The 25,273-nt window shown below is 39.7% G+C and carries 35 protein-coding genes and 1 pseudogene; 1 reads left to right on the forward strand and 35 read right to left on the reverse strand.

Features of this window, described 5'->3' with window-relative positions; all coding sequences use genetic code 11:
• Positions 1-67: 67 nt before the first annotated feature.
• The 35 genes and pseudogenes from groL to ADF68_RS09890 all read right to left on the reverse strand — a co-directional run bounded on the left by groL (position 68) and on the right by ADF68_RS09890 (position 24,491).
• A complete protein-coding gene (groL, locus tag ADF68_RS09720; protein ID WP_049549640.1) occupies positions 68-1,687 on the reverse strand; it encodes a chaperonin GroEL in 1,620 nt (539 codons plus the stop codon).
• Between the two features lie 15 nt (positions 1,688-1,702).
• Entirely contained in the window at positions 1,703-1,987 is a 285-nt protein-coding gene (gene groES / locus ADF68_RS09725) for a co-chaperone GroES (RefSeq protein ID WP_049549641.1), read from the reverse strand.
• Between the two features lie 155 nt (positions 1,988-2,142).
• Positions 2,143-2,538 carry a single-stranded DNA-binding protein gene (locus tag ADF68_RS09730; RefSeq protein WP_049549642.1) on the reverse strand — a complete coding sequence of 132 codons (396 nt, stop codon included), beginning with the start codon at positions 2,536-2,538 and terminating at the stop codon, positions 2,143-2,145.
• Between the two features lie 76 nt (positions 2,539-2,614).
• Complete coding sequence (locus tag ADF68_RS09735; RefSeq protein ID WP_049549643.1) at positions 2,615-3,376, reverse strand: SDR family NAD(P)-dependent oxidoreductase; 762 nt, start codon at positions 3,374-3,376, stop codon at positions 2,615-2,617.
• Positions 3,377-3,418: 42 nt separating this feature from the next.
• On the reverse strand, positions 3,419-4,045 hold the full coding sequence (gene ytpR, locus ADF68_RS09740; RefSeq protein ID WP_049549644.1) for a YtpR family tRNA-binding protein: 627 nt from the start codon (positions 4,043-4,045) through the stop codon (positions 3,419-3,421).
• 15 nt (positions 4,046-4,060) lie between these two features.
• Entirely contained in the window at positions 4,061-4,378 is a 318-nt protein-coding gene (locus ADF68_RS09745) for a thioredoxin family protein (RefSeq protein WP_049549645.1), read from the reverse strand.
• The gene (locus ADF68_RS09750; RefSeq protein ID WP_049549646.1) at positions 4,375-4,665 is read right to left on the reverse strand and encodes a DUF4651 domain-containing protein; all 291 of its coding nucleotides are present in this window, start codon (positions 4,663-4,665) and stop codon (positions 4,375-4,377) included. Before ADF68_RS09750 ends, ADF68_RS09745 begins: the two co-directional genes overlap by 4 nt.
• Before the next feature lie 75 nt (positions 4,666-4,740).
• On the reverse strand, positions 4,741-4,995 hold the full coding sequence (locus tag ADF68_RS09755; protein ID WP_049549647.1) for a DUF1912 family protein: 255 nt from the start codon (positions 4,993-4,995) through the stop codon (positions 4,741-4,743).
• A gap of 9 nt (positions 4,996-5,004) precedes the next feature.
• On the reverse strand, positions 5,005-6,339 hold the full coding sequence (locus tag ADF68_RS09760; protein WP_049549648.1) for a DUF438 domain-containing protein: 1,335 nt from the start codon (positions 6,337-6,339) through the stop codon (positions 5,005-5,007).
• Entirely contained in the window at positions 6,339-6,572 is a 234-nt protein-coding gene (locus ADF68_RS09765) for a DUF1858 domain-containing protein (protein ID WP_000368732.1), read from the reverse strand. Before ADF68_RS09765 ends, ADF68_RS09760 begins: the two co-directional genes overlap by 1 nt.
• A 265-nt stretch (positions 6,573-6,837) precedes the next feature.
• Positions 6,838-7,020 carry a hypothetical protein gene (locus ADF68_RS09775; protein ID WP_049549650.1) on the reverse strand — a complete coding sequence of 61 codons (183 nt, stop codon included), beginning with the start codon at positions 7,018-7,020 and terminating at the stop codon, positions 6,838-6,840.
• Between the two features lies 1 nt (position 7,021).
• Positions 7,022-7,801: a hypothetical protein gene (locus tag ADF68_RS09780; protein ID WP_049549651.1), complete on the reverse strand. Its 780-nt coding sequence runs from the start codon at positions 7,799-7,801 to the stop codon at positions 7,022-7,024.
• Between the two features lie 261 nt (positions 7,802-8,062).
• Complete coding sequence (locus ADF68_RS09785) at positions 8,063-9,172, reverse strand: SPFH domain-containing protein (protein WP_049549652.1); 1,110 nt, start codon at positions 9,170-9,172, stop codon at positions 8,063-8,065.
• A gap of 10 nt (positions 9,173-9,182) precedes the next feature.
• A complete protein-coding gene (locus ADF68_RS10710; RefSeq protein WP_053090654.1) occupies positions 9,183-9,740 on the reverse strand; it encodes a hypothetical protein in 558 nt (185 codons plus the stop codon).
• Between the two features lie 20 nt (positions 9,741-9,760).
• Positions 9,761-10,264, reverse strand: coding sequence for a hypothetical protein (locus tag ADF68_RS09795; RefSeq protein WP_049549653.1), 504 nt, complete (start codon positions 10,262-10,264; stop codon positions 9,761-9,763).
• Positions 10,265-10,439: 175 nt separating this feature from the next.
• Positions 10,440-10,790 carry a 30S ribosome-binding factor RbfA gene (gene rbfA, locus ADF68_RS09800; RefSeq protein ID WP_049549654.1) on the reverse strand — a complete coding sequence of 117 codons (351 nt, stop codon included), beginning with the start codon at positions 10,788-10,790 and terminating at the stop codon, positions 10,440-10,442.
• Positions 10,791-10,958: 168 nt separating this feature from the next.
• The gene (infB, locus tag ADF68_RS09805) at positions 10,959-13,751 is read right to left on the reverse strand and encodes a translation initiation factor IF-2 (protein ID WP_049549655.1); all 2,793 of its coding nucleotides are present in this window, start codon (positions 13,749-13,751) and stop codon (positions 10,959-10,961) included.
• Between the two features lie 16 nt (positions 13,752-13,767).
• Positions 13,768-14,067, reverse strand: coding sequence for a YlxQ-related RNA-binding protein (locus ADF68_RS09810; protein WP_049549656.1), 300 nt, complete (start codon positions 14,065-14,067; stop codon positions 13,768-13,770).
• The gene (rnpM, locus tag ADF68_RS09815; RefSeq protein WP_049549657.1) at positions 14,060-14,353 is read right to left on the reverse strand and encodes an RNase P modulator RnpM; all 294 of its coding nucleotides are present in this window, start codon (positions 14,351-14,353) and stop codon (positions 14,060-14,062) included. Before rnpM ends, ADF68_RS09810 begins: the two co-directional genes overlap by 8 nt.
• A gap of 22 nt (positions 14,354-14,375) precedes the next feature.
• Positions 14,376-15,512, reverse strand: coding sequence for a transcription termination factor NusA (nusA, locus tag ADF68_RS09820; RefSeq protein WP_049504279.1), 1,137 nt, complete (start codon positions 15,510-15,512; stop codon positions 14,376-14,378).
• Positions 15,513-15,554: 42 nt separating this feature from the next.
• A complete protein-coding gene (rimP, locus tag ADF68_RS09825) occupies positions 15,555-16,034 on the reverse strand; it encodes a ribosome maturation factor RimP (protein ID WP_049549658.1) in 480 nt (159 codons plus the stop codon).
• A 126-nt stretch (positions 16,035-16,160) separates the two neighbouring features.
• Entirely contained in the window at positions 16,161-16,796 is a 636-nt protein-coding gene (trmB, locus tag ADF68_RS09830; RefSeq protein WP_049549659.1) for a tRNA (guanosine(46)-N7)-methyltransferase TrmB, read from the reverse strand.
• Positions 16,793-17,587: a cell cycle regulator CcrZ gene (gene ccrZ, locus ADF68_RS09835; protein ID WP_000362994.1), complete on the reverse strand. Its 795-nt coding sequence runs from the start codon at positions 17,585-17,587 to the stop codon at positions 16,793-16,795. The genes trmB and ccrZ overlap by 4 nt, the downstream gene beginning before the upstream one ends.
• A 161-nt stretch (positions 17,588-17,748) precedes the next feature.
• Positions 17,749-18,360, reverse strand: coding sequence for a CPBP family intramembrane glutamic endopeptidase (locus ADF68_RS09840; protein WP_049549660.1), 612 nt, complete (start codon positions 18,358-18,360; stop codon positions 17,749-17,751).
• A 29-nt stretch (positions 18,361-18,389) separates the two neighbouring features.
• Entirely contained in the window at positions 18,390-18,638 is a 249-nt protein-coding gene (blpZ, locus tag ADF68_RS09845; protein ID WP_049549661.1) for an immunity protein BlpZ, read from the reverse strand.
• A 41-nt stretch (positions 18,639-18,679) separates the two neighbouring features.
• Entirely contained in the window at positions 18,680-19,369 is a 690-nt protein-coding gene (locus ADF68_RS09850; RefSeq protein ID WP_049549662.1) for a CPBP family intramembrane glutamic endopeptidase, read from the reverse strand.
• Between the two features lie 320 nt (positions 19,370-19,689).
• On the reverse strand, positions 19,690-20,001 hold the full coding sequence (locus tag ADF68_RS09855; protein ID WP_049549663.1) for a hypothetical protein: 312 nt from the start codon (positions 19,999-20,001) through the stop codon (positions 19,690-19,692).
• A 329-nt stretch (positions 20,002-20,330) separates the two neighbouring features.
• Positions 20,331-20,441: pseudogene (locus ADF68_RS10715) on the reverse strand (type II CAAX prenyl endopeptidase Rce1 family protein); the annotation flags it as partial.
• A 41-nt stretch (positions 20,442-20,482) separates the two neighbouring features.
• Complete coding sequence (locus ADF68_RS11115) at positions 20,483-20,650, reverse strand: hypothetical protein (protein WP_161800103.1); 168 nt, start codon at positions 20,648-20,650, stop codon at positions 20,483-20,485.
• A 186-nt stretch (positions 20,651-20,836) separates the two neighbouring features.
• Positions 20,837-21,241, reverse strand: coding sequence for a hypothetical protein (locus ADF68_RS09865; RefSeq protein ID WP_049549665.1), 405 nt, complete (start codon positions 21,239-21,241; stop codon positions 20,837-20,839).
• Complete coding sequence (locus ADF68_RS11305) at positions 21,238-21,390, reverse strand: hypothetical protein (RefSeq protein ID WP_049549666.1); 153 nt, start codon at positions 21,388-21,390, stop codon at positions 21,238-21,240. Before ADF68_RS11305 ends, ADF68_RS09865 begins: the two co-directional genes overlap by 4 nt.
• Before the next feature lie 193 nt (positions 21,391-21,583).
• Positions 21,584-21,946 (reverse strand): hypothetical protein, encoded by a 363-nt coding sequence (locus ADF68_RS09875; RefSeq protein WP_049549667.1) that lies wholly within the window; start codon positions 21,944-21,946, stop codon positions 21,584-21,586.
• Positions 21,947-22,047: 101 nt separating this feature from the next.
• A complete protein-coding gene (locus ADF68_RS09880; RefSeq protein WP_049549668.1) occupies positions 22,048-23,397 on the reverse strand; it encodes a sensor histidine kinase in 1,350 nt (449 codons plus the stop codon).
• 13 nt (positions 23,398-23,410) lie between these two features.
• Positions 23,411-24,148, reverse strand: coding sequence for a response regulator transcription factor (locus ADF68_RS09885; protein ID WP_049549669.1), 738 nt, complete (start codon positions 24,146-24,148; stop codon positions 23,411-23,413).
• 4 nt (positions 24,149-24,152) lie between these two features.
• Complete coding sequence (locus ADF68_RS09890; protein WP_049549670.1) at positions 24,153-24,491, reverse strand: LytTR family DNA-binding domain-containing protein; 339 nt, start codon at positions 24,489-24,491, stop codon at positions 24,153-24,155.
• Positions 24,492-24,767: 276 nt separating this feature from the next.
• On the opposite strand from ADF68_RS09890, the gene ADF68_RS09895 reads away from it, so the two are divergent.
• Positions 24,768-25,097 carry a hypothetical protein gene (locus tag ADF68_RS09895; protein WP_049549671.1) on the forward strand — a complete coding sequence of 110 codons (330 nt, stop codon included), beginning with the start codon at positions 24,768-24,770 and terminating at the stop codon, positions 25,095-25,097.
• Positions 25,098-25,273: the final 176 nt, after the last annotated feature.

Genomic DNA, 25,273 nt, shown 5'->3' on the forward strand with positions numbered 1-25,273 from the left:
TATTGAATATGCCATAAGAAGATTATACCACATTATGTACTGTTTTAGGTTCATTTTACTATATTTCTTAGTAACCACCCATCATTGATGGATCCATAGCTGGGGCTGGTGCTACAGGTTCTGGCTTATTAGCTACGACTGCTTCTGTTGTTAGAATCAAGCTTGCTACTGAAGCTGCGTTCTGAAGGGCTGAACGGCTAACCTTAACAGGATCGATAATTCCTGCTTCAATCATGTTGACCCACTCACCTGTGGCAGCATTGAAGCCTGTTCCAAGCTCTGCATTTTTCAAACGATCGATAACGATTGAACCTTCATAGCCTGCATTGTAGGCAATTTGGCGAACTGGCTCTTCCAAGGCACGAAGTACAATGCTACGTCCTGTCGCTTCATCACCTTCTAACTCCAAGGAAGCAACAGCAGAGATAACATTAACAAGGGCAGTACCACCACCTGCAACGATTCCTTCTTCAACAGCTGCGCGAGTCGCATTGAGGGCATCTTCGATGCGGAGTTTCATTTCTTTCAATTCAGTTTCAGTTGCAGCACCGACCTTGATAACTGCTACTCCACCTGATAATTTAGCCAAGCGTTCTTGGAGTTTTTCACGGTCGAATTCTGAAGTTGTTGTTTCGATTTGAGACTTGATGACAGCTACACGGTTAGCAATTGCTTCAGGATTACCTGCACCTTCTACAATGACTGTGCTATCTTTATCTACAGACACTTTAGCTGCTTGACCAAGAGCTTCTATGGTAGCATCTTTTAACTCAAGCCCAAGATCTTCTGTGATAACAGTTCCACCTGTCAAAATTGCGATGTCTTCCAACATTGCTTTACGACGGTCCCCGAAACCTGGTGCCTTAACAGCAACTACATTGAAAGTTCCACGAATCTTATTCAAAACAAGAGTTGGAAGAGCTTCACCGTCAACGTCATCAGCAATAATCAAGAGCGGACGGCTACTTTGGAGGATACTTTCTAGAAGTGGCAAGATTTCTTGGATATTTGAAATTTTCTTGTCAGTGATTAAAATGTATGGATTTTCAAGGTCTGCAACCATTTTTTCATTGTCAGTGACCATGTATTGTGAGAGGTAACCACGGTCAAATTGCATTCCTTCTACAACCTCAAGCTCTGTTTCCATACCACGTGATTCTTCAATGGTGATAACTCCGTCTTTACCAACTTTTTCCATGGCTTCAGAGATGTATTCACCAACTTTTTCAGAACGAGAGGATACTGCAGCGACCTGAGCGATAGCTTCTTTGTTGGCAACAGGGATGGCATTATTTTTCAAGGCTTCAACGGCTGCAGCGACCGCAGTTTCAATCCCACGACGAATACCGATTGGATTTGCACCGGCAGTTACGTTTTTGATTCCTTCACGAACGATAGCCTGAGTCAATACTGTTGCAGTAGTTGTCCCGTCACCAGCGATATCATTAGTCTTAGAAGCTACTTCTGATACCAATTTGGCACCCATATTTTCAAAATGGTCTTCTAGTTCAATTTCTTTAGCGATTGTTACACCGTCGTTGGTAATCAATGGTGAACCGAATGATTTTTCAAGAACAACGTTACGTCCTTTAGGCCCCAAGGTTACTTTAACTGTATCAGCTAGGACATCAACACCACGGACCATAGCTGAACGTGCATCAGATGAAAACTTAATTTCTTTTGACATACTTACTTCCTCCTATTATTCTTCAACGATTGCTAAGATGTTAGCTTCACCCACGATGATATATTTTTCGTCACCATCTTTGACCTCGATACCTGCATGAGCTTCGACTAAAACTTGATCTCCAACCTTTACACTTGGAGCGACTAGTTCACCGCTCAAGGTACGAACACCTTGTCCAGTAGCCACTACTGTAGCTGTTTTCGTTTCTTCTTGGGCTGATCCCGCTAGGACAAAGCCTCCGACAGTTTGTTCTTTTTCTTCAATTTTCAAGACCACACGGTCTCCTAATGGTTTCAACATCTGTTTTCCTCCATAATTCAATCATATTATTAGCACTCTTTTCATACGAGTGCTAAACCATAGTTCTATTGTATCACTTGGTCAAAAATAGTCAAGAAAAAAGTCTGATTTATAGCATAAAAAGAGTTGGAGAAAACTCTCAAACTCTTGTCATTTTAAAATGGAAGTTCCTCCTCTTCCAAAACCAAATCTGCCAAATCCTGTCCTGCATTATTTTCACGCATGGCACGTTGAGCACGACTTTCCAAGAGTTGGAATCCTGTGGCAAGAACTTCGGTCACGTAGTTCATCTGGCCATTTTTCTCAAAGCGACGAGTACGCAATTCTCCATCCACAGAGATAAGACTACCTTTAGTTGCGTAGCTTGCCAAGCTTTCTGCTAGTCTGCCCCATAGGACCATATTAACAAAATCGGCTTCGCGTTCCCCGTTTTGGTCTTTGTAACGACGGTTCACAGCGATAGTTGCTCGCGCTACCGACTTGTCATTGTTGGTTTTGTGCAATTCTGGTGTAGACGTTAAACGCCCAATCATGATAACTTTATTATACATATTTTCTTCCTCCTACTTATCTATTCGTAGGAAATCAAAAAAAGTTACAGAAATTTGTAACTTTCGAGGAAATTTTTTACTTTTTATGAACCATAAATCCTGTCGCCTGTTGATTGGCCATTATGGTCATATCTGTAATCTGCACACGGCGAGGTTGGCTGGTCACATAGACTACTGTGTCTGCAATATCCTGAGCTTGCAAGGCTTCGATTCCTTGGTAAACGGACGCAGCCCGTTCTTTATCACCGTGAAAACGTACCGTAGAAAAATCTGTTTCGACAATTCCAGGCTGAATGGTTGTCACCTTGATATCCGTTGCGATAGTATCAATTCGCAGTCCATCTGAAAAGGTCTTAACCGCTGCCTTGGTGGCTGAATAAACAGCGGCACCCGCATAGGCATAAATTCCTGCGGTTGACCCCATATTGATGATATGTCCTTGATTGGCTTTTACCATTGCTGGCAAGAAACAGCGAGTGACTGCCATCAAACCTTTGATATTAGTATCCAGCATGGTCAACATATCCAACTCTTCATAGTCCTGATAAGGTGCTAAACCTAGAGCCAGTCCGGCATTGTTGATCAGAATATCAATCTGACCTATCGTTTCTAGAATATCAGAGCAGACAGTCTTTACCATGGTCATATCCGTGACATCTAGTGGGAAGGTCCAGACAGTTTGATTTAGGAAGGCTTCTGCAAACTCCGACTTAAGGGCTTCTAGTCTGTCTGTCCGTCGTCCAGTTAGAACGACATTCTCACCCTGCTCCAGATAAGCACGCGCAATCGCTTCACCGATTCCTGAGGTCGCTCCTGTAATCACAACATTTTTTGCCATCTTATTTCCTTCTATCTGGTGTATTCAGATACTGACAAGTTCCTAAGCAGTCCAGTGCTTCGCTGGGTCAAATGGAGTTCCGACAACTTGGTCTTCTGATAATTCGATAACACCACGTTTTTGCGGAGCATTTGGCAGGTGCAATTCACGAGGGCTACACATCATACCAAAACTCTTTTCACCACGAAGTTCGCCTGGGAAAATGAGATTTCCTTTTGGCATCATAGCTCCAGGAAGAGCGACAATGGTTTTCAGACCGACACGCGCATTTGGTGCCCCTGCAACAATTTTCACTGTCTTGTCACTTGCGACTGCAACTTGGCAGATGTTGAGGTGGTCACTATCTGGATGAGCTACCATCTCGACAATTTCACCGACGACGAACTTAGGTTCCTTATCATTAACAATTTCTTCTGTAAAACCTTCTACCTGCAATTCTTGGTTCAAACGAGCGACTTTCTCATCTGTTAAAAAGACTTGACCACGCTCTGCAATTTCAAACAAACTGGAAACTTCGAAAATATTCCAAGCAACCGTTTCTCCACTTTCTTTGAGGAAAACTCGCGCTACCTTGCCTTTGCGCTCCACATCTAGTTTGGCATCTCCGCTATTTTTCACGATGACCATAAGGACATCACCGACATGTTCTTTGTTATATGTAAAAATCATTATTTCTCTTTTCTCCTATTTCAGTCCTGCTAAAAAATCGTTGATTTGTTCCTTGCTTTTACGGTCACGATTAACAAAGCGTCCAATCTCCTTGTCCTTATCTAATACAACAAGACTTGGAATCCCATATACATCCCATAGTTTTGCAAGTTCCATGTACTCATCTCGGTCTACTCGTATAAAGATAAACTCTGGATTGGTCTCTTCAATCTCTGGCAGAGCTGGATAGATATAGCGACAATCGCCACACCAGTCGGCCACAAAGAGAAAGGCTTTTTTCCCCTCTGCTTCAACTAAACTTGCTATTTCTTCTAAGCTATTTGGAATAATCATAGGACTTCCTTTTCATATTGTAAATTTTCATCTTCATAGACAAAGGTATAATGTCGCCCATCTTCAAAAATAACACCACCAACAAGACGTTCTAAACTACTTTCGTACACTTGGACATAGAGAGTCCCAATCTCACCCATTTCTGAAAAGTAGTCACGCACAATAGCAGTTAACTCTTCCTGCGTCTTCATGAGTTTGTGATCATCAGCTACTTTCTTAGCACCAAAGGCAAGTGCTCCAAGCCCTGCCACGACTAAACCTGTTTTAATAATATTTTTCGTTTTCATGCTAACATTGTAACACAAAAAGGCTCAAGGAACAATGAAAAAGGGAGTCCCACTCCCCTTTCTAATCTCTAAAAATTAATAATTTCTCTCGCCAAACAAACCTTCTGGTAAATCATGGAATTCCTTACCTGCCTTGAAGTTTTCAAATTTACCTAGTAAGAACTGGTAGGCATCCAAGCGACTCTCGTAGCGAATCATGGCATCTTTAGCGCGCTCATCTTGATCTTCTTCATAGACCTTTTGACTTTCCTTAAGAGCCATATTGTTGATCATAATCTGGGTATTAACCCAGGTTTCAAATTCCTTCATAAATTCTTGCTCGTAACTCATTTTTTCTCCTTATTCTAATCCACGGTAAAAGTCTGTATCAATCTCACGGTAGGGTTGGATGTCCTGAACATATTCCAAGACTCCTTGAAACTCTCCTGCTTGATCATGAACAGCTGCGTAAGTGACATGGACAAACTTTCCACGTGATTCTGACTTGAACCACATCTCGTACTTGTCTTTTTTCCCTTCACGAAGACCTTGCATAATCGCTTTGACTTTCTCCAAATATTTTGGTGGATGGCATAGTTCGACATTTCGTCCAACCTGAGACGGTGTTCGCTTGAAAATCATTTCATCTGCTGGCGTATTATCGTTATAATACTGGAAGATATCATCCTTATTAACAAAGGTAATCTCCATAGGAAGATGATTAAGGATAAGATTTGCCTGCTCAACTGATAGATAACCATTGCCAAAAGTCTGCTGACTATTTCGGTCCATCACTGCTTCCTTTTCCTTAGGTGTAAAGGTGATAGTAAACTGACCTTCTGGCGTATCAATCACTTGTTGAACCTGTCCATCTACAGTTTCTGACTGAGTTGGTTCTTCTACACTTTTCTTCTCAACAAAACTTTGACGTTCAGGAATCCATTTCTCAGACGGACGGATAATAGCATATCCATAGGCATCACTTTCCTCAGCAATCTGAATCCAGTCATCCTGGGTGAAGGATTCGAGCAGAATCATGAGGAGGATGGACTCTTCCTTGAAAATCATACTTTCAAACTCTGTCGCAAAAGCTTCAAAAGCTTCCTTTACGGCGGAAATTGGCACTTCTGGGAGCGACTTAGTTGCCACTAAGGCTGTTTGATAGAGTTCCCTAATCTGGTCATCGACTCCCCACATGACTTTTGGAGGCGAATCATGTCCATAACGCTCCATGATAGGAAAGAAGAGTTCTTCCTTGCGCTGGTAGTGACGGTCGAACTGACCTACAAGCCCCATCTGACGAACCAACCCCTTACGCATCTCTGCAAGCATTTCCTCGTCTTCCATAGACTCATATGTGTCTAACAATCTTCGAACACGAATCAAGGCAGCACGGAGGGCTAAATTTTCATCCTTAAAGACACGCACAGGGTGACCAGGATGATCGGTGTCCTCAACTTCGACACCCTTAACAGCATTTTTAAAGAGATTGGCATGAACATCACAGAGCTCCATGACATCTTCAAAGGTAACGCCTGAGTCCGAGTTCATCAACTCGTGCTCCATAAGTGAAATCTCAATAGCAGATACACCTGTAAAGGTCGCATCAAATCGTTCCTGAACGGACTCCGGAGAGGCTCCATTATGCAATTCTAATAAAATATCTCGCAGGATATGAATACGTTCATCTGTCATTAGTCTAACCCGATCACTTCGTAACCATTTGCTTCAAGTGTGCGCACAATCTTATCCATAGGAGTTCCCTCCAGCTTAGACCCCTGTTTGAGCGATACTTTTCGTCCGACTGTATTTCGCATCAAAGGATTTGCAAGAGGTTTAAAACCGAGTTCTACTAGGATATCTAAAACTTCTGGATGCTTGTCCACCACTTCTGCAACAGGAATTGACACATCGATGATATTGTCCATGACGACCTCCATTATATGCTCTAAAATGATTTTACTGCTTATATTATACCATATGGAAAGAGATTAAAAAACTAGCAGTACAAGACTTACTAGTTCTCTGAGACTTGAATTACGGCCTAAATAAGTTTAAAGAGCCAATCCAATAGTTTAAATAATAGCTTGTAAAACAGCAATTGGATTGCAAAATAGATAATCATCCAAAAGAATTTTACAATTCCAATAATCGGTTTGATAAAAAGAATAGCAAGAATTGCCCAGAAAAATTTCATTCTCTCTCCTCTGGCTTGATGAGCCACCGAGCCGTATCCATTAACTTGTCTGCAATAAAAAATTTTCCTAGAGCGACAACAATATTGTCATCTTTCTTTATCGTTCTCATTACTTTTACACCTTGCATGGTCAAAAAGTAATTACCATAAATTTTAGTAAAAGCTTTGATAGGATTCATCTCACTCACCCTCGATTATTTCAGCCTCTTTTCGGATTGTTTCAACATCTTCTTGATATTGAACTTCACTATAGTTGACTAGTTTAGACAATTCTTTCTGCAAGCTTTCACCCATCGGTTTCATAGTTGCAAAGGTTAAACCACCTGAAATGATACCTCCCAAGATAGGTATGAATTTCCCCATTCCTTTGGCCAACCCTCCCTTAGTAAGATTCACACCAAATATTTTTAAAACTTTTTTCAAAATAGGGTACCAAAGCGTCTTTGTTAAAGCTTTATTAGGTACTGTTTTCATTACCTGTTTGGCAATTGTTATACCACCTGCACGTAGCAAAGCAGCGGTTCCATTCACCCCCAACATAACACCTAGATAAAGCAAGAGGGTATTTTGAGCATCTTCACTCAACTCATCGCGTGAAGCCCAAAGATCCTCATATCCATAAATATAGCCTAGTTCTTGAGCTAATTTTAAAGAAAAAGCATAAAATTGAGCTACATCCGCTGGTATGGTAATTGCCATGGCAAGTCCACCTGGTAATCCTGCAACAACAGAAGTTCCACTCGCCAATAAAACATTATCCCTAATGCAGGCATTAGCCACTCGATCTAAGGTTTCTTGAGATAAGAGAGACGTTGGGCCTTGTTCTAATAAGGTAGGAATGTCCTGTGGATCCAATTCTTTGGAAAACTTATCCACTAAAAATTTCGAACGATCAACCTTAACAACAGGTAGTTTTACCACTTGTTCCAATACTTGCATCGCTAAATCTTGTTCAGCCATATACAAACTCCTTTTACTTCTGTAAGTTATATTCTATGATAGCATACTCTTTTAAAGTATGTTTCAAATCCCCCTCAAAAATTTTCAAAAAATCCTTAGCAACTTATTTGTTAAAGATTTTTAATAGTCTTTGTAGAGACAGCTAGAATATTCAACTCCTACCTTTACAACATGATATTCTATCTGTGAACGATAGTCTATTATTGTTTCACCTAAAATGTTCCTTGAATACACACTAACTATGAACTTTCGAGCTTCATCTTATAAATCCATAATTTCTTTTTTCTTTCGATCAAACTCTTCCTGAGATAATATATCTGCATCTAAAAGTGATTTGAGTTTAGTAAGAGCTTCGATTTGCTCATCAAAAGATAAACTTGGTTTAGTTGCTTTTTCATCTAACTGTTGTGCCATATTCATACCAAAAATCATCCCCGCACCATCTCCTAGCCCATGTTGTTCGATCCCTGATGCGACTTTTTGTTGTGCAGCAATATTAGAAGCTTTCTGCGATACATCATCAAAGGCCTTTAAATTCATCTTATTTGATGAAAAGTTCTTAACTAATTCCTTAGATTCTGGTGAGAATTCTATATTAGCAATCGCAACTTTTATAATCTCAAACCCAAAACGATCTTTCCAAGTACCAGCATACTGTTCATCATTCGATACTTGTTTTGCAAGTACTGATGCTTGTGATGGTAGCTGCGAGATACGATAAGTTGTTGATAACGAATTAAGGGCAACGGTAAAGGATTGAAGAAATTCCGTGACTATCTGAGCCCTTGCTTGAGCACTATCAAAACTATAGTAGGTTACATTTGCAGGAAGGAAATTTTTTACAAACTTGATAGCGTCCGTAATTTGAATAGAAAAAGTTCCAAAAGCACGTACTTCTAAGTCTGTTCCATAAAACAAGTCGTTATACATAACCGGACCACGAGTACCAAACCTAATATCGCGAATTTCTCTCAAATTGACAAAACAAATCTGTTTTTGCTGATCACTTTGTCCGCCAAATCCAACACGATTAACAACATTATCAAACAGTGATTTTTTTATCCCATCACCATTAAAAACACTACTCTCCCCATTTTGATATTCATATCCACCTGGTTCAGTGATAATTTCTTCTATTCCAGACTGACTAAAAATAAAAGCAGCAGTATTTTCAGGAATAAATATCTTAGACCCATTTGAAATGACACCTATAGAACCCTGACTATTAACTCCTCTACCATTATTACTGACTTGAAGAACACCCGGACTTACAGCTGTATGTTCATCAAAAGCCTGAACTGTAATAATCTCCTTCCATTGATCTGCAAAAGTTCCATTAATTGAATCTGTAAATACTTTAATTATTCCCATATTACATCTCCTACAAAGTCTGTTCCATATCGCAAAAACTACATTTGACAGTTTGTTTCACGGTTCCAGACAGAGGAGCTCCACAAAAACTGCATTTAGTAGATAGTTTCTCTGGTTCTGCCTCCTTAATACCCAGACCTGCTTTGAAAGTATCAAACGTATCTTTTAGAGTCTCTGCTAAAATTTCTGCACCAAATAAGCTATTATCACCCAAGGTTGCAAAGTTGCTTGTATCACCAGAGATTAATTTAATAATATTCGTTGCCCACTTTTCAGTATCCTTAGTATTAGAGAATGAGAAGATAACTTGTCCACCATTATAATAGATTTCTAATCTTTTCATACCATTGGATTTCGTAACTGAAACTTGTGGTTTCCCCTCAAAAATCTTAATTTGGTTAATTGGTATAGTAGTTTGATCTTTTTTTCCTCCAAAAATACCTTTTTTAATATGTATTAAGTGTAGATTTGTTAAAATTAATTCATCTGTAGACAAACCATTTTTCCCAAAACTCACATGATCACTATTCATAACCATGTATTCATGAGGTAACAATTGATAGTCCATCCCAAACTCCATTCTTCTTATTAAAGACTAGCTTTCCACTGTTCTACTTGTTCGTGTAGAGAATCACGATATTCCTTTAAAAACTGAATTATTTCCTCTTTTCCTTGAATAGGTGCTTTCTTCAATGGACCATATTGTTTTTTCTGTTCTTCCATTTCTTTTTTAGTACTATCTTTTAATTCTTGGATAGAAGCACTATCTTCTAAAGCAGTTCCCTTAAAGGCTTCATCTGCCTCGGTATAGTAATTATCAACAATTTTCTCATACATAGTCAAATAATCTTCATAAGTCTGGATAGATTCAATGGTCTCATCACTGACATCTTGTGGATTAAAGTCACTTGAACTAAATTTATCTTTTGCTTTGGCAAACAACCCTTTCTTTTCAGAACTATTAGATGAAGCTTCTGTTTGATTATCACTAGAAGAGCTACTTGTTTTTTCAGAAAGAGAACTACAAGCAACTAGAGTAGAAACGGAAAGACATAGTAAAGCTAAACCACAAACTTTTTTTACATTATTCATTAATAGAATCTCCTTTTATTTATAAAATTATCATATCATATTTCCTAAAAAAAAAAAAGCATTTTCTAATCAGCAAACATTTTATAAATACAGAATCCCATTTTTAAAAGAATATTTTTCCATTTTAAATTCCACCTATTTTCCACACAAAAAAGAGGGTTGCCCCTCTTTCTACTTAGTTTTTATCCAGATTGCGTAACATCTCGTCAATCTTGTTTCCATATTCGATGGATTCATCTTTGACGAAAGTTAAGTCTGGAATTTTGTACAATTTCAAATTGTGACCAAGCTCACGTTTGATAGTTCCGGTTGCTTTTTCAAGCCCGATTTGAGCTTTTTGGTTATCCGAAGCAAGATTACTCAAAATGGTGTAGTAAACCTTAGCTACAGACAAGTCACCTAGCATCTGAACATCTGTGATGGTCACTCCTTGGACACGAGGATCACGGACTTTCTTTTGTAAAATCTCATTGACTTCACGCTTGATTTCCATGCCTACACGATCCGTACGGAAATGATTTGCCATGCTTTTTTCCTTTCTCTCAATTGAACCAAAAGCTAGGCCAGCAGACCTAGCTTTGCCTAGTAGATAGAGGAACTAGAGCCATTTGAATCTAGGAAACAAGCCTTAGATAGAACTACGGGTTCATCAAGGCGCTGTTGACGACGAGTCAAATGAGCTATCGTTTCTCTATTATCGTTTGATTTCTTCCATGATATAAGCTTCAATCACATCATCCATCTTAAGATCATTGTAGCCATCAATCATGAGACCACCTTCACGGCCGTTTGTAACTTCTTTAACGTCATCTTTATAGTGTTTCAAACTAGCTAGAGCGCCATCGTAAATAACAACACCATCACGGATAACACGGACTTTAGAGTCACGGGTAACTTTACCACTGGTAACCATGAATCCTCCGATTGTTCCCACTTTAGATACCTTGAAGGTTTCTCGGATGATCGCTTCACCGATAACTTTTTCTTTAAATTCTGGGTCAAGCATCCCTTTCATAGCTTCTTCCATCTCTTCGATCACCTTGTAGATGATGCTGTGGAGACGGATTTCTACATCGTCAGCTTCTGCTTGTTGACGAGCTTGTGGTGTAGGGCGTACGTTGAAACCAACGATAAAGGCATTTGAAGCCTCGGCAAGAGTCACGTCAGATTCGTTGATGGCACCGACAGCTGCATGGACGATAGTAACTTTCACGCCCTCAACATCAATTTTTTGAAGTGAGGCAGAAAGTGCTTCAACAGAACCTTGTACGTCTGCTTTGATAATGACGTTAACTGACTTGAGTTCGCCAGCTTTAAGGGTATCAAAGAGATTTTCAAGGCTGACACGTTGTGTAGCTTGACGTTGCTTCATAAGAGCACGTTTAGCACGTTCTTCACCAGCTGCACGAGCTGATTTTTCATCTTCGTAAACGGCAAAGTGGTCACCCGCCATTGGCGCTTCGTTCAAACCAGTGATCGATACTGGTGTTGATGGTCCTGCAACCTTCACACGACGTCCAAGGTCGTTGGTCATGGCACGGACACGTCCGAAGGTATTTCCGACAACGATTGGATCTTGAACGTTCAAAGTACCTTGTTGAACAAGGAGGGTTGCAACCGCACCTTTACCTTTATCCAAACGAGCTTCGATAACAGTACCGATGGCACGAACTGTTGGGTCTGCTTTGAGTTCTTGGATTTCAGCCACAAGAAGGACAGTTTCCAAGAGTTCATCGATATTTTGGTTGAACTTGGCTGAGATTTCTACAAACTCAGAATCTCCACCCCAGGCAGTTGACATAACACCATGTTCAGCCAATTCACCGATCACACGTTCTGGGTTGGCACCTGGTTTATCGATTTTATTGATAGCTACGATGATTGGAACATTAGCTGCTTTTGAGTGGTTGATGGCTTCGATAGTCTGTGGCATAACCCCATCATCTGCCGCTACGACCAAGATAGTAATATCGGTAACAGATGCACCACGCGCACGCATAGATGTAAAGGCCGCGTGTCCTGGTGTATCAAGGAAGGTAATCTTCTTGCCATTTTCAACGATTTGGTAGGCACCGATATGCTGAGTGATTCCACCTGCTTCACCTGTCGCAACACGAGAGTTACGAAGGGTATCTAGGAGTGTTGTCTTACCATGGTCAACGTGTCCCATGATGGTAACAACTGGTGGACGCTCTACGAGTTCATCTTCATTGAGATAACCATCTTCAGCGAAGAAACGTTCGATATCAGCATTGTCCACTTCAACCTTTTGTTTCGCATCAATACCGTAATCGACCATGAGGAGTTCGATTGTTTCACCGTCTAAGGATTGGTTTTGTGTCGCCATCACGCCCATCATGAAGAGTTTCTTAACAATCTCAGCTGGTTCGCGCTTGATACGTTTTGCAATTTCCGCGACGGTCATACCATCTGTATATTCAAATTCTGTTGGCAATTCATGGAACTTACGCTCTGTAACAGGTTTTGGTGCCTGATTACGGTTATTTTTGTTATTGCCTTTTTTATTCTTTTTGTTATTGTTCCAGTTACTATTTCTTTGATTTCTCACTTGATTTTGACTACTTCGATTCTTTTGTTGTTTTCTAGGACCATCTTCTTCGTGATCGAAATCATCACGTTCTTTGTCTGGTCGGGCTTGTTTCTTACGACGTGTATCCACTACAGGTTCTTTAGCTGCAGGAGCTACTTCAACTACTGGTTGAACTTGCTGTACTTGTTCAGCCAATTTAGCAGCTTCTTCAAAGATTTCTTCAGGCTCCTTGCGTTTGTTTGCTTGAGCCAAGGCTTCTTTAGCTGCTTGAGTTTGCTTGAAGCGTTCCTCACTTGAACGAGCATATTCTGCATTTTGCTCTGCCTTTAGAGCAGCTGCACGGGCTTTAAAGTCAATACGTGGTCCTGCTTGATTTGGACGTTTGTCCTCTTGCTTGCGGCGATCATTTCCACGATTTTGCTGACCTTGCTGTTTCTTAGCTTGGTCATTAAAGCGACGATTGTCGCGATTGCCTTGACCTTGTTTACCACCATTACGGTCATCATTTTTTTGACGATTTCCATTTTGTTGGTGGTCACGGTTATTGCCCTTATTTTGCTTGCGTCGTTCAGCCTGCTCTTTTGCACGTGCTTCACGCTCAGCCTTAAAGTTTCGACTCTGCGGTTTTGCTGGTGCCACTTTTTCCTCTTTAGGGGCAACAGCTGCTGCTGGTTTTGCCTCTTCCTTAGCTACAGCTGGTTTAGCTGGCTCAGATTTTTCGGCTTTCTTTTCTGTACTTGCTTTTGGTTCTGCAGGTTTTGCTTCTACTTTCGGAGCAGCAGACTTAAAGCTGGCAGCGATTTTTGCAGCGACAGCTTCTTCCACACTTGATGAGTGGCTTTTCACATCCAAGCCCAACTCTTTTGCACGCGCTACAACTTCCTTACTTTCTTTTCCAAGTTCTTTTGCGATTTCGTACAATCTTTTCTTAGACAAATCATGTCCTCCTCTTCTATTCCATAAGAGACCTCATTTTCTTTGTAAATCCAGCATCTGTCACAGCCAAAACCTTTCTTGATTTTCCGACTGCTATGCTTAATTCCAGTGTTGAAAACACGGTAATAACTTCTACTTGATAATAATGACTTTTATCCTGAATCTTCTTGGTCAAGTTGGGACCAGCATCATGAGCTAGAAATACTAGCTTTACTTTCTGGTCTTGAATGGCCTTGACAACCATTTCTTCACCCGAGATGATTTTCCCTGCTCTTTGAGCAAGTCCCAAGAGATTGGTAATTTTTTGCTTATTCAAGTCCTAACTCTCTTCTTTTTACTTTGTGATCAACATAGGCGATCAACTCGTCATAAAAGCTTTCTTCGACTTCTATGTTAAAGCTACGGTTAAAGACTTTTTTCTTTTTGGCCTCAAGGGCTTCTGCATTGTCTAGCTTGATATAAGCGCCACGACCATTAGCCTTGCCTGTCGGGTCGATAAAGACCTGTCCTTCTTTGTTCTTGACAATACGGAGTAAATCGCGTTTATCAATCACTTGGTTGGAAACAACAGACTTGCGCAAAGGGATTTTTCTAGTTTTCATCCTTCCCTCCTCTGATCAGCTTTTATTCTTCTACCAATTCGTCTGTTTCTACCTGGTCAGCTTCTTCTGCTGCTTCCATGGCTTCAAACTCACTTGCAGACTTGATATCGATACGATATCCTGTCAAATGAGCTGCCAAACGAACGTTTTGTCCACGACGACCGATCGCAAGAGAAAGCTTGTTATCTGGCACAACGACCAAGGCACGTTTGCTGTCGTTTTCATCAAAGATAACTTGATCAACTTCTGCAGGAGCAATGGCATTGTAGATAAATTCAGCTGGATCTGCTACCCACTCGATAACATCGATGTTTTCTTCGATTGGAACCATACGATCGCTCTTAGCATCGTAGCGAGCTGGGTGGAATTTGCTAGTAATTTTCTTGATGTTAGCACCACCACGTCCAACGATTGTACCAATAGCATCCACGTTTGGATTGTGGCTACGAACTGCAACCTTAGTACGGTCGCCAGCTTCACGAGCCACGCTCATAATCTCAACAGTTCCGTCATAGACCTCAGGAATTTCTTGTTCCATCAAACGTTTGATCATTTCTGGATGGCTACGGCTCACAAAGACGTTCACACCACGAGGGTTGTCTTCAACCTTGTAAACATAGACTTCAATACGATCATGAGAAGCAAAAACTTCTCCAGGGATTTGGTCTTGTTTTGACAATTGTGCTTCGATGCTGCCAAGGTTGACATAGATAAAGCGATTGTCAAAACGTTCTACCGTACCAGACATGATTTCTTGCTCATGCTCTTTGTAAGTATTGTAGGTAATGGCACGTGTTTGCTTGCGCATTTTTTCCATGATGGTTTGTTTGGCAGATTGAGCTGCTACACGACCAAACTCACCTGGTGCTTCTTCAAATTTAATCTTGTCCCCAAGCTCGTAAGCTGAGTTAATGGCAAGAGCATCTTTTAAGCTGATTTCCAAACGGCTATCAAATACTTCATCAACTACTTCACGAACAGTATAAACTGTAAAGTCACCTGTCTTTTCGTTGAAATCAATGGCTACGCTGTCTGATTGACCATAGCGTCTGCGATAGGCTGAACGAAGTGATTCCACCACTGCATCAATGATGTCTTCTTTTTTGATTCCCTTGTCTTCTTCCAAAATGCGGAAGGCCTCTAGCATTTCTTTACTCATCTTCTATTCACTTTTGAATCTTCAAAAGCTTCCTTTCTTTTACTATAATTTTACTGCTAAACGTGCTTTTGACACCAAACTGTATGGGATTTGGACCGTTTTCTTACGTGTCTTGTCCATATATTCCATAGTCAACTCATCCTCTTCAAAGGTTAGCAAGGTTCCTTCAAAGACCTTTTGCTTATCGATGGCTTGGTAAAGTCCAACATGGATGTATTTCCCAACCGCTCCAGCGACTGCTTCCTTGGTTTTCAAAGGACGTTCCAAGCCTGGGCTGGTGATTTCTAGGAAATATTGTTCTGGGAAGGGATCTGGCTTGATAGTATCTAGGACAGGACTGATAATCTCTGTCAAGTCCGCTGTGTCGTTCAAGGTAATTCCCTCTGGTTTATCTACAAAAATACTAAGAATCATGTCACTGCCAATCTTTCCGTACTCGATATCCACGAGTTCAAAGGGAGCTTCAATGACAGGTTCTACGACTTCTCTGACTAATTCTACGATAGTTGCGATTGCGTCCACCTCCTCATAAGCAAGAGGCGAAGATATTTCCCCGCCTCACTTTCTCATATTCTTACTTACAGTATAGCACTTTTGACTACTTATGTAAAGTATAAGCACTCAGAAGGCTTGATTTTAAGCTTTTTCTTAAAATTCTGCCTCAACTCGATAGATGACCTGACCCTTACTTGAGAATTTTTCTTCATATTCTGTCATGACATTGCCTTCAAAGTCGCTGGCGTGCAAATCCAACCAAACGCCATTGAGCTTCATGCCGTATTGAGAAAAACTCACTAGGCTATATTCAAATAAGCCACGGTTATCTGTCTTGAAATGAATCTCACCGTGTTCAGGCAAGATACGCTTGAAGGTATCCAAGAAACTCTTATAGGTTAGACGACGCTTTTCATGGCGCTTTTTAGGCCACGGATCTGAAAAGTTTAGGTACAAGCGATCAATCTCACCATCTTCAAAGTAGTCGGTCAAATCAGAACCATCAACCCACAACAACTTAATATTGGGTACAGAGATTTCCAAAACCTTGTCCAAGGCATAACTCAAAACAGACTTTTGAATATCAATCCCGATATAGTTGATATTAGGGTTTTGCTTGGCCATACCTGTCACAAAAGCACCCTTACCACTACCAACCTCAACATGGATAGGATTGTCATTTCCAAAGAGGTCTCGCCATTTTCCTTTGGCTTCTAAAGGATTTAAGACAACATACTGAGGATTAGCCTCTAGTAATTCTGTTGCCCCTTTACGATTTCTAACTCTCATCTCTTCTTTCCATACTTGTCACGGAAGATGCGCAAGGCATAAATCTCCCGATTGACATTTTCTAGATCTTCATTTGTATAATATTTGGCAATCTGGCTCAAGAAGGATAACTGAGCATACCAAAATAGTTTGTTGATGACTGTTTGGTTGTATTTGTAACCGTAATAAGTCAACCACTCTTTCCACTGATAGTCTGGAATATAGTGACATAGCATATGCGCTACATCAAACATGCGATCCGTTAAGCGAACGGAATCCCAATCCACTAAATAAACAAGACCGCTCTCTGTCTCAATCCAATTACTATGTCGTACATCTCCATGAACGATCGTTGCATAATCTTCCCTAAAGTTTGGCAAACTTCCTCGCAAATCCTCTACTACCATTCTTAGATATTGATTGTTCTTCAAGGATTCTGGAGCATCTTTTAACCAAGCCTGAAGCAAGTCAAAAGGTGTTTCTAAAGAATAGCCCAAACGAGTCAATTGCGTCATCAAAGGACGCGAACGATGCAAGCGGCTCAAAATATTGATAATCTGCTTGCGATTCATATCATAAGGGGTCAAAATTTTACCATTCAACCATTCTTGGGCACACATATCACGCCCATCCGATAAACGGCGAGTCCATAATAATTGAGGAGCGATTTGTTCCTTGGCTAAACCAGGTAGGATTGGAGAGGTGTTCATTTTAATAAAGACGCGCTTCCCATCAGGGTAGCTTCCCATATAAGCTTTTCCGCTTTTCCCAGGTATAGGGGTCAGCGTTAGCTCAATATCACCCAAGTCCATTTCTTTCCTCCGTATAAAGTTTCCTTACTATTCTACTAGTTTTTAGCTTATTCGTCAACCAGTCCAGACCTGATTCTCAAATAAAAGCCTCTGGGGTGGTTTGGGTTATCATTATAGAAAGAAAAAGGTAAGCACAATCTCCTACTTACCTTTCATGATTTTTATAAATAAAATAAGAGTGGCCAACTGTTGTAAAACATATGGACTAGAGTAGAAACCCATAGGTTTTGGCTCTTTTTATAAGCAAAGCCCAGCAACAAGCCCCCAAGTAGATAAAAAATAAACGAAGGGACATTAGAAGGTCCATGCATGAAAGAAAAAAGAGAGGAAGTTAGAACAAGTCCTAACCAAGAATTTTCAAATATAGCCCCCTGAAGAAGTCCCCTGAAAATGAGTTCCTCCTGGATTGGTCCAAAAACTGAGGTAGTCAAAATCAAAGACAGAGAAATTCCTTTGCTGACTTCCGCTAAGTGTTGAACTCCTGCGCCAGAAGAAACAGCGAAGAAACGAATATAAACTAGCGTCTCAAACACACTTAGAATAAAGATTCCAATGAACAGCAAAACTTGTTTCTTACTTAACATCCCAAAAGAAATCATTTCAAACTTTCTAGCATAAGCAACACTCAGCGAGGTTACTAGGAGACTTACAATAATCAATGCAGATTCATTTTGAAAAAAATCTCCATGGTTAATCGTATAAGGGACTGTAATGACGATTATTAGTACTAAAAATCCAAAACAAAAGGCATGAAATTTATCAAAAAACTCCATCAAATTATCCTCCTCAACAAACAGACTTCCTACAAGTCATCCTTTAGTTCTAGCCTTTCCAAAACAAACCATTTTAACAACCAAAATCCGACCACATAGCCAGCCCCTAAGAATATAGCTATTAAAGCTAACATGGGATTCAGGAAATAAAAAACCACCACAGATACAAAGGTTAGCACAAAAACATTAAAGGCAATGGTGTCAGAAGCCAAGTCTAGAATATAGGGCGTCAACCAGTCTAAGGTTTTTGAATCTAAGAAAAATAAGTGTTTATACATGATGACCTCCTCTATGGCTGAAAAGAAAGCCTTTGGTTTTTTTACCCCAAGACCCTATGTAGAAAAGTGAGCAAAAATGGTAAGTTTGCGATGATATTATTGATGATATGAATCGTATAAGAAGGATAGATAGTCTTGGTATAGCGTGTCAAATAACCAAATATACACCCAACTGCTGTATAAACCAGAAGGTCTAGTAGACTAGGAAAGCTTGAAAAATGAGGTAAGGCGAACAAAATCGACGGAAATAGAATATCCAGTCCCCATCTTGAATTCTTAAAGAAGGCATGTTGAAGCAGTCCCCTACATACCAATTCTTCCATCAGAGGCCCTAGTACTATTAAGGTTAGGTAAACTCCGAACTCTGCAAAATTGGTCTCACTATAGGCAATAAATAAATTCCAACCTTCGTTTGTCCCCTGAACGTGTTTAGCTGTCAGATAGTTAAAGCAGATAAGTACGACAGCTGTTAACACCGTCAGAACAGAATAACTCAGCCACTTTTTCCTAGGGATACAAAAGAGATAAGCATGACCCAACCTGATCAAAATCCAAACCATCAGGCCGATAAAGAGAATGCTGATGATGTTTCGAATCCAGATGACATTTCCTACCCAAGACGAGAACTCCCAATAATTTCTCCAAAATTGGGTTGTCCAAAACAATCCGAAAAACAAAAATAAATAAGAAAGGACTGCACTCGTTTTGAAAAGAATAGAATATTTTTTCATAGAAACTCCCTAATAGCTTTGCTATCGTAGCTGCCACCAATTATCATTTATACTCTTCGAAAATCAAATTCAAACTACGTCAGCGTCGCCTTACCGTACTCAAGTACAGCTTGCGGCTAGCTTCCTAGTTTGCTCTTTGATTTTCATTGAGTATTAATCCTCTATCATTCAGTCTCGGTAGCTATCACCATGACTTTGATAAGCCAATACATCTACCCTTGTATACTTTTGTTGCTGTTAAAAACTTTATATTTTTCATCATCTAGGCAGTCAATTCTTTTCAAAATGATAGACCAACATCTTTTTTCTACCTAATCATTTTATAATACTTGATAGTCTCGCTGAAAAGTTGTGGCAGATACCACTCTATGATTTGTGAGGTCAAGATAATCTCCTGGATAGCCAAGGACATACATACTATAACCAGCAAAACCTCCTCCTGCCGTTCCGACTAGTCCAATTTTGAGATTGGTTACAAGGGAAGACTGAAGCCCTGCCATTAAAATTCGAACATGATTGTCTAGCCATACTATGTAATTCTTTTGCAATGCGTCTTCTACCCAACCTGGTTTAGGAGTATCTTTACCAATTTCCCAAACTTCTACTATTTGATTTTTATATTTTGCTTGCATCTTTTTAATCTTTCTTTTAAGACTCTCACAGAGTTTTTATATTCTTCTTGCCTGGTCTATGTTTTAGCAGACTATAGATCGTAACAGGAGTACTTACCAGTACAAGAACATGTCTCCAGAGTTCAGTTGAAATCATGAGTACTCTTATACAAAGAACAAGAGATAGCAATATTATTACAACTCGGGCAAAGCAATCTAAAAAATACACATACTTTTTCATAGGATTCCTCCATCTATTGATTTCACATCTACTAGGTCAGTTCTATAGTCACTATGATGCTAACTGACCATGCTTGATCTGCCTTTGTAAATTTAACCATTGTCAACTACTAGAAGAATGATAAACAATTGTAACAAATATGGACTAAAATAGGCACCGATAGATTTTGAGTCTTTTTATAAGCAAAGCCCAGCACCAAACCTCCAAATAGATAATAGAAAATGATCCATTCTAGACCTATAAAACTTCTATGTTCAAGATTCAAAGTGGCTTTTTCTCCATTTTTTTATTGAACTGAATGAAGATATAAACCGAAGCAAAGTATGCTAGTGCATCCATTACATAATACCACTCATTTCCTCTAAGCGGATAAAGACAGGTTTGCATGATTACATACAAGATGACAATCGTAACTATTTTTTTCGCCATAAGAATCACTCCTTTATTTCAGTTTAGCATTGGTATCCTTGTAACTTTTACACACTCAGTATAGCACTGCTTTTTTAGGTTTTGCATCCAAATCTTAAACGGTCGTCAAAAACTCTTAAATTACAAGAATTTCTCTTAAAAAAGACCAGCAGTCTGAAAACACTGCCTGTAAGTTCTTTTTTTATCTTACTTTTTATAATACTTCAAGCCCCAAATGAGCAGCAGCATGATGATTAAGCAGAGAACAGAAGCAATATAACCAATCAGTTGTTGATAGGATTCTGCCGCCGTCATACCTCTATACAAACCGATAATAGACATAAAACCTGTCAATCCGATGAACATGAGTTGATTGGTTCTAGGATTGACCAACTCATCATCTTCAAACTTTCTCACTCTCATTTCTCTAGTGAGGTAAACAATCACCAAAATAGAAGCCAAGTTGATAATCACTAGAAGCAATTGGAAAACCAAGGAAAAATGTAAAAACTGACGAGAGAGAAATAAATAAGTAGAGATCAGTACAGGTAATTGACCTAGGAACAATCTCGCAAGGAAGATGTTCCGTTTTTTAGCAAGAAAAGTTTTCATTTCTTTGCTCCTTTCTTTCTCATTAAAGCAAAATAGATCATAACTGCAATCAGATAGGCAATGGTATAAAATAAATGATACCAATTACTATCCCCAAGAGGAGACATGATTAGATACAAGGTGAAAATGACAAGTATTTTTTTCTTCATAAAATTTCCTCCTAAATGTGTGCTTTATTTTAGTTGAGCTATATCCTTTACACTGCTAGTATAGCACTCCTTTTGACCTTAATTTCGCCAAATCATAAATGGTCATCAAAACCTCCTAAATTGTAGAAAAAATGAAAAAAGCAAGCACGGAAAATATGCTTGCCCTAATAAAACGTAACAAATCAAAACGCACTCATCTTTGCTTCCCTTTTTTCTGATACATTCTCATGATAGCTAAGAGGATAAAGGCTACCCAGCTTGCTAAAACTAGAAGGGTGAGGCCTGTATGTAGGATTTCAGGTGTCCTCTCTATTCGGCTGATGAGACGGACTAAGGACACCACTGCCATCTGAATGAGGAGCAAAGATTCTGCCCTAACCAATGATGTCTGCTGATTTTCAACTGCATGTAGAAAGGCTGGTAGCAAGACACAAGTTGCAACAATTATAATCAGATTAGCTCCTGTACCTTCTCCCTCATTGACTAGAGAAAACATGAGAAGATTGGATAGGATGATCAGTACAGAACAAGCTATAAAATAAGATTTCTGGTTCATTTATTTTTCCTCGTATATTATAAAAAGTCAGGCTGGATAAGGATAAATAGTTGCAATGTTTTTCAACCTAAAATGCCAAGGTCCTCTTGTTCACACATTCTCTAATCAGAACTTGACAGCAAATGAAGCGCCAAAACCTGACGAAAGACTTGATCTTGACAGGTGGTATTGAGACTGGCATTGGGATAACTTTCCACAATCTTCATGACGGTATAGAGACCAACCCCTCTCTCCTCCCCTTTAGAACTTGCTCCAAAGGAGAAGATTTCAGAAATATTGATGCTCTCTTCTTTGATGGAGTTTTCAATGATAAAGGTCTCCTGTGCTCCATTTTTTAAAAAGGCAATTGAAACATGAGGTTGACTAGCCTCTACACTAGCTTCAATAGCATTGTCACAAAGGATAGACACAATAGTCAGAAAATCAAGCAAGCTCATCCCCTCGACCTGAATCTCCTCAGGAACTTCGACATTAAAGATAATCTTCTTATCCCTAGCTTTTAGAAATTTCCCTGCTAGAAGACTTTTGAGGGCTTTATCACGAATATTTACCAATCGACCAAGGTCATATTTATTGTCATGTAATTTCTCACTGGAATCCTTTAAGACCGAGTCGTAGACCTCTTTTATCTGCTCCATATCCTCCTCTTCAATGCCCAGACGTAAACTGGTCAAGAGGTTGGTGTAGTCATGGCGAAAGCTCCGGACTTCCTTGTAAAGTTCCTCTATATGCCGACTATAACGTTCCATATCTCTGTAGCGCAAGGCCTGCTCTTGGTCCAGTCTCTCATGGAGTTTGTCCTTCAAATAGGTATCCAATTTCTTGATAATCCCCATAAAAAAGAGCAGGTAAAAGACTAGGATGAGATGGCGAACAGTCTTTGATTGGATATCGTATGCATATTCAAAGTAAGACAGACTTTCCATAACTAGAAAGTAAGCCCCCATTATCCAGTTAATCGTAGTCAGGGACTTTTGAAAACTTTTATCGAGAATCTCCTTTCTCAAGCTAGTGAAATCATAGTCCAACCATTTCAAAAAGACTAATACTATGGAGTAAACGAATATCATAATCAACAAAAAGACAAGATTTCCATCTCCATCTACAATCCCTTTCCCAAAAAACGGAAACACAAAATAGGAGAGACTTCTGTAAAAGATATCCATCAATACAATTGGAAAGAGACCATAAAAGAAAAGGAGTCTTTTAGAAAGCCCTCTTAACAATAAGAAAGACAAGCTGAGGCCGAACAAGGGTTCTATAAAGTATGACAGATAGTCAGCCAAGACTAAATAATTAAAAGTTGTAACAATTGCTGCTAGAAGAAATTTTAGAAGAAAGGCCTTAAAAATTCTATCGAAAGTGAGACTAATTCCATCTACCTTAAAGAACATGATAATTTCTAGCCCAATAATAGCTAGTGAATACAATATCATCCAAAAAATATACATAAATTCTCCTCACTCAGTGTAAGTTATTGATAGCCTCAGACACTTCCCTGATCTTATAACGCGCGATCAGGCAACTTCCACCATTGGGAAAGTAAAGCAGTTTTTCTTTCTTATCCAAACGAACTACATTGGCAGGATTGATGAGAAAAGAGCGATGGCACTGCAAGAGACGGGGTTCCTGCTTGAAAACCTCCTCTAAACTCGCTGTAAATTCCAGTCTGTCTGTCTTGGTATAGAGGATAACACGATGGGGTCTTGGGGATGTTTCGAGATAGTAAACCTCTTTAAAAGGATACTGGAATTGAGCAAATTTTGATTTAAAGTAAAAGCAATCGTCCGCCAGACTTTTACTATCTTGACTATTGGCATAGAGGAGGGCTGTCTCGATACGAGATTCAAACTCCTCTGCCGACAAGGCCTTATCAATGTAGTCCAAAGCTGAAACTTGGTAGCGAAAAGACAGGGGCATAAACTCTGAGTGAGTCGTCACAAAGACAATCAGGGCATAAGGATCCCGATCCCGAATCTTTCTAGCCACTTCCAGACCCTTCATCTCTTCGTTTCGAATCTCAATGTCCAAAAAGAAAAGCTGATGCGCCCCCTTCTCATGCACCTCTGCCAGCAGTTGGTCTGGCTTGCCAAAAACTTCAAAAGAACTGGGAATGATACTCTGTTTTTTCAAAAGTTTTTCAATCGTCGTTTCAATTCTTGCTTGTTGGGAAAAATCATCTTCTAAAACAAAAATTCTCATCTTCTTACTCTCCTTCTTTCAACCATTTTTGGCGAATTTCTCTATAACGACGTCTGGAATACTGAACAGCATATCGACCTTCTTCTCCAAGAAAAAGAGTCTTTGATTGGAGTTCCATGGATTTTACTCGTTCAAGGTTGACCAGACAATTCCGATGACATCTCGTTAAGGTTTCCCCATATTGTTTCTCAAGCTTGCTTAAATTTTGAAACAGATCAAAGCTAGCGTATTCTGTAACAATCTGCACGGTATGGGCTTTACTTGGATGCGTTTGGATGTAGTAGATATCCTTTATGTTTAATTTGAAAATTTCTTTCTCTTTTTGGATGATGATATAGTTCATGGATAAAACCTCCTGAAGAGAGGATACCATAAGTCTAGCAACTAATTTTCACCAAATCCTAAACGGTCCTCAAAAATTCCTAAAGTGTTGAATTTTTTACTAAATAACCATGATAACCTTACAACTATTTTATCATAAAATCCCGCTATTACCATTCAGGAAATTTCAATGACAATTAAAGATTTGTAGATAAAAAAAGAGTAAAAAGTGATAGGCTATGATTAGAAAGACAAAGGCTTAAAACAACTTTAAAACCATCACAAAGGAGGAATTCTCATGACAGAAACAGACCCAATCAAAAGAGCTCAGACACTGATAACTGAGTTAAACAAAGCCTACCAAGTCTGCAAACAGGCAACAACTGACGATGTCCGTTTCCAGGAGCAACTGGACAATATCCTCTGCTTTCTCTCTAAAGCTGAGACAGTGGATAATCGATTCTTGATTGAGCTGGAAAAATTTTACCAAACTTCCAGTCTTCTCATGGGCCTCAGTGCTCTCAATCCAGACGCTCCTACTCGCGCCGCTTGGAGAGCCTATGACCGCTTCCACTTTGACCAAGTCAAGACCAAGTTAAGTCTCTACGGGCCAACCCTTATCTTGTAATAGTCTTTAAAATCTTTTCAAACCATGTTAGCCTTAAAACTAGGTTTTGAGTAACCTGCGGCTAGCTTCCTGGCTTGCTCCTTGGTATTCATTGAAGTTACGTAAATAAAAATGGCGGTGGGACAGAAATCGATAGACAAAGTCTCGATTTCGTAGTCCCAGCCTCGCGAGGATGA

Source organism: Streptococcus pseudopneumoniae (assembly GCF_001068775.1).
GTDB lineage: Bacteria > Bacillota > Bacilli > Lactobacillales > Streptococcaceae > Streptococcus > Streptococcus pseudopneumoniae_N.

Bases quoted from the DNA above. Each gene is read 5' to 3' on its own strand.
- ADF68_RS09855 (WP_049549663.1), bottom strand. From the start codon at position 20,001: ATGCAAGCAAAATATAAAAATCAAATAGTAGAAGTTTGGGAAATTGGT.
- ADF68_RS09850 (WP_049549662.1), bottom strand. From the start codon at position 19,369: ATGAAAAAATATTCTATTCTTTTCAAAACGAGTGCAGTCCTTTCTTAT.
- ADF68_RS11115 (WP_161800103.1), bottom strand. From the start codon at position 20,650: ATGGCGAAAAAAATAGTTACGATTGTCATCTTGTATGTAATCATGCAA.
- ADF68_RS09735 (WP_049549643.1), bottom strand. From the start codon at position 3,376: ATGGCAAAAAATGTTGTGATTACAGGAGCGACCTCAGGAATCGGTGAA.
- ADF68_RS09865 (WP_049549665.1), bottom strand. From the start codon at position 21,241: ATGAAAACTTTTCTTGCTAAAAAACGGAACATCTTCCTTGCGAGATTG.
- ccrZ (WP_000362994.1), bottom strand. From the start codon at position 17,587: ATGGACTTGGGTGATATTGAGCTAACGCTGACCCCTATACCTGGGAAA.
- ADF68_RS09885 (WP_049549669.1), bottom strand. From the start codon at position 24,148: ATGAGAATTTTTGTTTTAGAAGATGATTTTTCCCAACAAGCAAGAATT.
- trmB (WP_049549659.1), bottom strand. From the start codon at position 16,796: ATGAGAGTTAGAAATCGTAAAGGGGCAACAGAATTACTAGAGGCTAAT.
- ytpR (WP_049549644.1), bottom strand. From the start codon at position 4,045: ATGATTTTTACATATAACAAAGAACATGTCGGTGATGTCCTTATGGTC.
- ADF68_RS09755 (WP_049549647.1), bottom strand. From the start codon at position 4,995: ATGAGTTACGAGCAAGAATTTATGAAGGAATTTGAAACCTGGGTTAAT.
- rbfA (WP_049549654.1), bottom strand. From the start codon at position 10,790: ATGGCAAATCATTTCCGTACGGATCGTGTAGGCATGGAAATCAAGCGT.
- ADF68_RS09760 (WP_049549648.1), bottom strand. From the start codon at position 6,339: ATGACAGATGAACGTATTCATATCCTGCGAGATATTTTATTAGAATTG.
- ADF68_RS09780 (WP_049549651.1), bottom strand. From the start codon at position 7,801: ATGGCTGAACAAGATTTAGCGATGCAAGTATTGGAACAAGTGGTAAAA.
- nusA (WP_049504279.1), bottom strand. From the start codon at position 15,512: ATGAGTAAAGAAATGCTAGAGGCCTTCCGCATTTTGGAAGAAGACAAG.
- ADF68_RS09875 (WP_049549667.1), bottom strand. From the start codon at position 21,946: ATGAACCAGAAATCTTATTTTATAGCTTGTTCTGTACTGATCATCCTA.
- ADF68_RS09895 (WP_049549671.1), top strand. From the start codon at position 24,768: ATGACAGAAACAGACCCAATCAAAAGAGCTCAGACACTGATAACTGAG.
- ADF68_RS09730 (WP_049549642.1), bottom strand. From the start codon at position 2,538: ATGTATAATAAAGTTATCATGATTGGGCGTTTAACGTCTACACCAGAA.
- ADF68_RS09765 (WP_000368732.1), bottom strand. From the start codon at position 6,572: ATGGACAATATCATCGATGTGTCAATTCCTGTTGCAGAAGTGGTGGAC.
- ADF68_RS09840 (WP_049549660.1), bottom strand. From the start codon at position 18,360: ATGGAGTTTTTTGATAAATTTCATGCCTTTTGTTTTGGATTTTTAGTA.
- rnpM (WP_049549657.1), bottom strand. From the start codon at position 14,353: ATGAAAACTAGAAAAATCCCTTTGCGCAAGTCTGTTGTTTCCAACCAA.
- ADF68_RS10710 (WP_053090654.1), bottom strand. From the start codon at position 9,740: ATGGACTATCAATTGTTACCTCATGAATACATGGTTATGAATAGTGAT.
- ADF68_RS09890 (WP_049549670.1), bottom strand. From the start codon at position 24,491: ATGAACTATATCATCATCCAAAAAGAGAAAGAAATTTTCAAATTAAAC.
- ADF68_RS11305 (WP_049549666.1), bottom strand. From the start codon at position 21,390: ATGAAGAAAAAAATACTTGTCATTTTCACCTTGTATCTAATCATGTCT.
- ADF68_RS09750 (WP_049549646.1), bottom strand. From the start codon at position 4,665: ATGAAAACGAAAAATATTATTAAAACAGGTTTAGTCGTGGCAGGGCTT.
- groES (WP_049549641.1), bottom strand. From the start codon at position 1,987: ATGTTGAAACCATTAGGAGACCGTGTGGTCTTGAAAATTGAAGAAAAA.
- blpZ (WP_049549661.1), bottom strand. From the start codon at position 18,638: ATGTATAAACACTTATTTTTCTTAGATTCAAAAACCTTAGACTGGTTG.
- ADF68_RS09880 (WP_049549668.1), bottom strand. From the start codon at position 23,397: ATGTATATTTTTTGGATGATATTGTATTCACTAGCTATTATTGGGCTA.
- ADF68_RS09745 (WP_049549645.1), bottom strand. From the start codon at position 4,378: ATGATTATTCCAAATAGCTTAGAAGAAATAGCAAGTTTAGTTGAAGCA.
- ADF68_RS09795 (WP_049549653.1), bottom strand. From the start codon at position 10,264: ATGAATAATGTAAAAAAAGTTTGTGGTTTAGCTTTACTATGTCTTTCC.
- ADF68_RS09775 (WP_049549650.1), bottom strand. From the start codon at position 7,020: ATGAATCCTATCAAAGCTTTTACTAAAATTTATGGTAATTACTTTTTG.
- groL (WP_049549640.1), bottom strand. From the start codon at position 1,687: ATGTCAAAAGAAATTAAGTTTTCATCTGATGCACGTTCAGCTATGGTC.
- ADF68_RS09785 (WP_049549652.1), bottom strand. From the start codon at position 9,172: ATGGGAATAATTAAAGTATTTACAGATTCAATTAATGGAACTTTTGCA.